General features: G+C 46.9%; 6 protein-coding genes. 3 read left to right on the forward strand and 3 right to left on the reverse strand.

What is annotated here, in order from left to right; all coding sequences use genetic code 11:
- From AC4E7D_RS11585 to AC4E7D_RS11595, 3 genes are all read right to left on the reverse strand, one after another.
- Positions 1–982, reverse strand: a 982-nt coding sequence (locus AC4E7D_RS11585; protein ID WP_490173952.1) for a serine hydrolase, incomplete at its 3' end; no start/stop codon positions are given.
- 22 nt (positions 983–1,004) lie between these two features.
- On the reverse strand, positions 1,005–1,244 hold the full coding sequence (locus AC4E7D_RS11590; RefSeq protein ID WP_490173953.1) for a hypothetical protein: 240 nt from the start codon (positions 1,242–1,244) through the stop codon (positions 1,005–1,007).
- 9 nt (positions 1,245–1,253) lie between these two features.
- Positions 1,254–1,709 carry an SRPBCC family protein gene (locus tag AC4E7D_RS11595; protein WP_490173954.1) on the reverse strand — a complete coding sequence of 152 codons (456 nt, stop codon included), beginning with the start codon at positions 1,707–1,709 and terminating at the stop codon, positions 1,254–1,256.
- Between the two features lie 154 nt (positions 1,710–1,863).
- Between AC4E7D_RS11595 and AC4E7D_RS11600 the strand changes: the two genes are divergently transcribed.
- The 3 genes from AC4E7D_RS11600 to AC4E7D_RS11610 all read left to right on the forward strand — a co-directional run.
- A complete protein-coding gene (locus AC4E7D_RS11600) occupies positions 1,864–2,724 on the forward strand; it encodes a peptidyl-prolyl cis-trans isomerase (protein ID WP_490173955.1) in 861 nt (286 codons plus the stop codon).
- Positions 2,725–2,749: 25 nt separating this feature from the next.
- Positions 2,750–4,156 carry a peptidylprolyl isomerase gene (locus AC4E7D_RS11605; RefSeq protein ID WP_490173956.1) on the forward strand — a complete coding sequence of 469 codons (1,407 nt, stop codon included), beginning with the start codon at positions 2,750–2,752 and terminating at the stop codon, positions 4,154–4,156.
- Between the two features lie 5 nt (positions 4,157–4,161).
- Positions 4,162–4,932: AAA family ATPase (locus AC4E7D_RS11610; protein WP_490173957.1), on the forward strand; the 771-nt coding region annotated here is incomplete at its 3' end.

Here is a 4,932-nt window from a genome sequence, read left to right on the forward strand (position 1 = left end):
GTTCATCACGGATATAAGCGCAATCAGTCAGCGTGCCATAGGCGAAGCCTACTTTATTGTAGATATTAATATGGTCTGGGATAGGACCTCGCGAATCGCCATAAAGGAAGAACTTGCAATACCCGTCGTAGTAATCCGCGGGATCGTAACCCGCTTCACGGGGTAGTATCTGCATAGCTTCCAAGAGAAAATCCCGTTGCTCCTGAGACAAATCAAATCGTTCTTCGGGATCAAAATACTCCGGGAACATAATCCTTTTCAACAGGGCATGCTGGGAGGCAACCGGATAGTAGTTTTTTAGGCCAAAATCAAAAGGTTCCAGATAAAGAGAATCCTGTGCATAATATCCCCTTCCCTTTTTTATCTGTTTAAGTTGTAAAAGTTCCGGAGGTTGGTTGACTATGGGTTTGCTAACCGTTGTAGTGGAGTCGTCCAGATACAGCACAAGTGGGTTGGTAGTCACCGCATCAGAATGTACTCCCAGGCGGTGGGCCATCCGTACAGGAGAAACCCCTCTTCGGATCATCCTGTTGTTGATGTCGTCCAGGCCCAGGAACTCCAGCAGCCGGTTATTGGCGTGGTTGTCACTAACCGCAAATATTTTAATGATATCCTCGGCAAAGGTATTCTCAACGGTATCCCCTTCAATATAGTACCGTACATTCCGGTCCAGTGAGTCCAGTTCATTCAGTTTTTCCAAAGCGGCCACCGCCATGGGAAACTTCACCGTACTTGCCGGATAAAAGTAGCGGTCTGCGTCTACCTGGAAGGTGTAATCCTTAAGGATAAGGCTATCCGCCTGCCGGTCGATCCGTGTATAAATGATCTGAAGTTCGTGTTGCTCCACCTTATCCATCACCTGCCTGATATACGGATCATCGGAGCCAAGTACACTTATCAGGGGATCCGCTGCGCTTTGTTCTTCCTCACAGGTGATACCCAAAAGCAGGGCAAAAGCGGAGAGTATTACAGTGATTCTCAAGGGTAGTAGGGTGTTTTATAATTCATTCTTGATAAACTTCTCCCCGGTGGGGGAGCAGTGCATCTCTTACCGGGATCATCTGGGCTTCTTCCACGACCATATAGGCAATGCTATGTGCGGCGCCCAAGTCTTGATGCCCCGTAAGGTTCAGGGATAATTTCTGATGGGCAATATATTCCTTCAGGTGAACTTCATGGTGTTGGGCTACGGCACTGGCATCAGGGCCTCTGAAGTCCCAAATCAACTTGATCTTTCGTTCCAAATGTTATAATTAGGATTGATTTACGTTTATTCCTTTTTCTGCAAAAGCCTTGAAGTCGCTAAGATACTTCATCGATTGCTTCTTGAAAGCCCCCGGCATCAAAAATCCCATGAGTTTCATAAAGAAGCCTTCAAACTTAAATTCACTTTCCGCCCTCCAAAGGGTCTGCTCAGGGGAAATGGCAACAAAATAATTACGTTGTACATTATGAACTCCCTTGGCATCGTAAGTGGCGTGGAATTCGTTTGGGAAGTCCCGCTTTAATATCGTTTCGATCATTGTGATCTCACGCTTTCCCATTTTATACTGCAGTTCCATCCTGGCTCCTTCCTCTCCGGGCTGACCAGATAGCAGGGTATAGCCCAAGAGTCCGCGCTGCCAGTATTTCATGTTCTCAGGATTGTCCAGTTTCTCAACAAACTCCTCTCTCGGAACCTCTACCGTAATTTCACAGCTATACTTCATTTTGTTGGTATCATCTTCTCTCTAAGATACGAAAAACCCGGATGCACCCCCTAAAAATCTGTTAATAGGCTGCAGGCCATTTGCGAGGCTAAGCTGAATTGTTATTTTTGCTCAGATGCACGCTTATCAATTCTTAAATAAAAATCTGGGAAGGATGGCAGTGGCATTACTACTTTCCCAAGTCCTGGCCTCCTGCGGATCTTTTATTAAAGAAAAGTCAGAAAACAGGCCCATTGCCCGCGTAGGGCAGCAGTACCTGTATGAAGATGACATCGCCGACTTATTGCCGGAAAACACCACACCTCAGGATAGTGCTGCTCTGGTTACCAACTATATCAATAACTGGGCAGTTAAGCAGCTATTGCTGACCAAGGCGGAGATAAACTTGCCTGAAGAACGCTTACGGGAGTTTGAGGCACTCGTCTCGGATTACCGTATGGATCTCTACACACGCGCCTACAGGGAGGCCCTGGTGTTGCAGGCCGAAGATACCACCATTACCAGCTCTCAATTGCAGGATATTTACGAGAAGGAAAAAGAGAATTTTAAACTCAGGGAGAAACTGGTACAGCTGAGGTTTGTGGAACTTCCAAAACAATTCCTGAATAAGGATGAGGTAACGGAGCGTCTGAAACGTTTTGATGAAAATGACCATTATTACCTGGACTCCATAGGGGTGCAGTTCCGCAAACTCAACTTCAATGATTCCCTCTGGGTACCTTTAGAACGCGTACTTGAGGAAGTTCCTCCTCTGACCTATGAGAACGAAGGCCAATACTTAAAAAAATCACAATTTTTTGAACTGGAGGATAGTACGGGGGTATATTTGGCTATAATAAGGGATGTGCGAGAGCCGAATGAGACCGCACCTCTTTCCTACGTAGAACCCACGATCAGGCAGATCCTGCTGAACCGGCGTAAGCTTGATTTTATGCGACAACTGGAAACAGAATTGATCGATGATGCAACAAAAGAAAAAACATTTGAAGTTTATGAACGCAGTACGGAAAATTAATTATGCCCTGCTACTTACTCTTTTAATGAGTACAACTTTGATCGCCCAGGAACGGGATTCCATCCCGGATACCCAGGTAGAACCGCCGGAACCTGTTTATAAAGCGGATAGCACTTCATCTGTAAACAAAAAGCCTTTCGGACAACGGATTAAGGTGGATGGTATCGCCGCAGTTATCGGGGACTATGTGATCCTGGATTCGGATATTGAAAAAACGCTGATCGACCTGCGTAACCAGGGGGCATCACCTGAGGATATTACGCGCTGTGGCCTTTTGGGAAAGCTGATGGAAGACCGGATGTACGCCCACCAGGCCGTTCAGGACAGTTTATTGGTTTCTGATGATGAAGTGAATGCCACAAGTGACCGTCAAATTCAGCAACTGATCCAGCAGGTAGGCTCCATGGAGAAGGTGCTTGATTTCTATAACAAGGAAAGTGTGGAGGATTTTCGCTCCGAATTGTTTGAGATCAACAAGCTGCAGATGCTTTCCCAGAAAATGCAGCAGAAGATCGTAAGCGATATCGAAGTGACCCCCGAGGAGGTCCGGCAGTTTTTCAGCAAGATCCCGGAAGACGAGCGCCCCGTATTTGGGGCAGAGCTCGAAATTTCCCAGATCGTGAAAATTCCGCAGATCCCCGAAATAGAAAAACAAAAAGCGATTGATAAATTAAGGCAGATAAAAGCGGATATCGAGGACAACGATGCCAGTTTTAGTGTTAAGGCCATTCTCTACTCCCAGGATCCCGGATCCAAATCCAAAGGAGGCTTTTACAGTATGACCCGGGAAACGCCCTTTGTAAAAGAATTTAAGGATGTGGCTTTCAGCCTGCAGGAAGGTGAAATTTCAGAACCTTTTGAAACCACTTTTGGCTTTCACATCATATATATTGAAAAAGTACGGGGACAGGAGCTGGATCTCCGTCACATTTTGATACAGCCTGAAATCCCACAGTCAGAGGTAGACAAGGCCCGGATAGAACTGGATTCGATCCGGCAGCAAATCATAGATGGGAAATATACCTTCGCCGAGGCTGCCCTGAATTTTTCAGATGAGAAAGAAACCAAATTTGATGGGGGATTACTGAGAAACCCGATCAACTTTGACAGTAAGTTTGAACTTACTAAAATGGATCCTACCTTGTACAACCAGGTGCGCAACCTCAAGGATAATGAAATTTCGAACCCCATACTGGAACCCGACCCACGTGGGGGACCTCCCAAATATAAAATTCTGAAGGTAACCAACCGCTATGATGAACACGAGGCGGATTTTGCCAGGGATTACCTGAAGATCCAGGACCTGGCCCTTAAGGAGAAACAGTTCAATGCTATCAAAGAGTGGATGGCAGAAAAAATAGAGGATACCTACATTAGCGTGAGTACGACCAACAGGTCCTGTAACTTCGCGAATGACTGGGTAAAAGAGTAGCCAATATGTCGGATGTAGCTGCAGTGCAAAACCTGGTGGATAAGCACCAGTCCCTGAAAAAGGAGATCGCCAAAGTAATTGTGGGGCAGGAAGAGGTCATTGACCAAATCCTTTTGTCTATATATTCTGGCGGGCACTCCCTCCTCATTGGTGTACCTGGTCTGGCCAAAACACTCATGGTGAATACCATAGCCCGGGCCCTGGGCCTGGATTTTAAGCGCATTCAATTTACACCAGATTTAATGCCCAGTGACATTCTGGGTAGTGAAGTATTGGATCAGAATCGTAAGTTTCAGTTTATCAAAGGCCCGGTATTTGCCAATATCATCCTGGCCGATGAGATCAACAGGACCCCGCCCAAAACCCAGGCCGCCCTGCTGGAAGCCATGCAGGAACGCGCAGTGACCATCACCGGAAAACGCCACGAGCTGTCTTTGCCGTATTTCGTACTGGCTACCCAGAATCCTATAGAACAGGAAGGCACCTATCCACTTCCCGAAGCGCAGTTAGACCGTTTTATGTTTGCGATTGAATTGCGGTACCCCAGTCAGGAGGAAGAAATCCAGGTGGTGAAGGCCACAACAAACGACGAGACCCCTGAAGTTAACGCCCTGTTCTCTGCAGAGGAGATTTTGGAAATACAGCACCTGGTCCGGCGCATCCCGGTTCCGGATAATGTAGTGGACTATGCCGTGAAACTTGTGGGGAAAACACGCCCCGGGGCAGACACCTCCCCTGAGATCGTGAAACAGTACCTCGATTGGGGTGCTGGTCCC

Source organism: Lentiprolixibacter sp. (assembly GCF_982873095.1).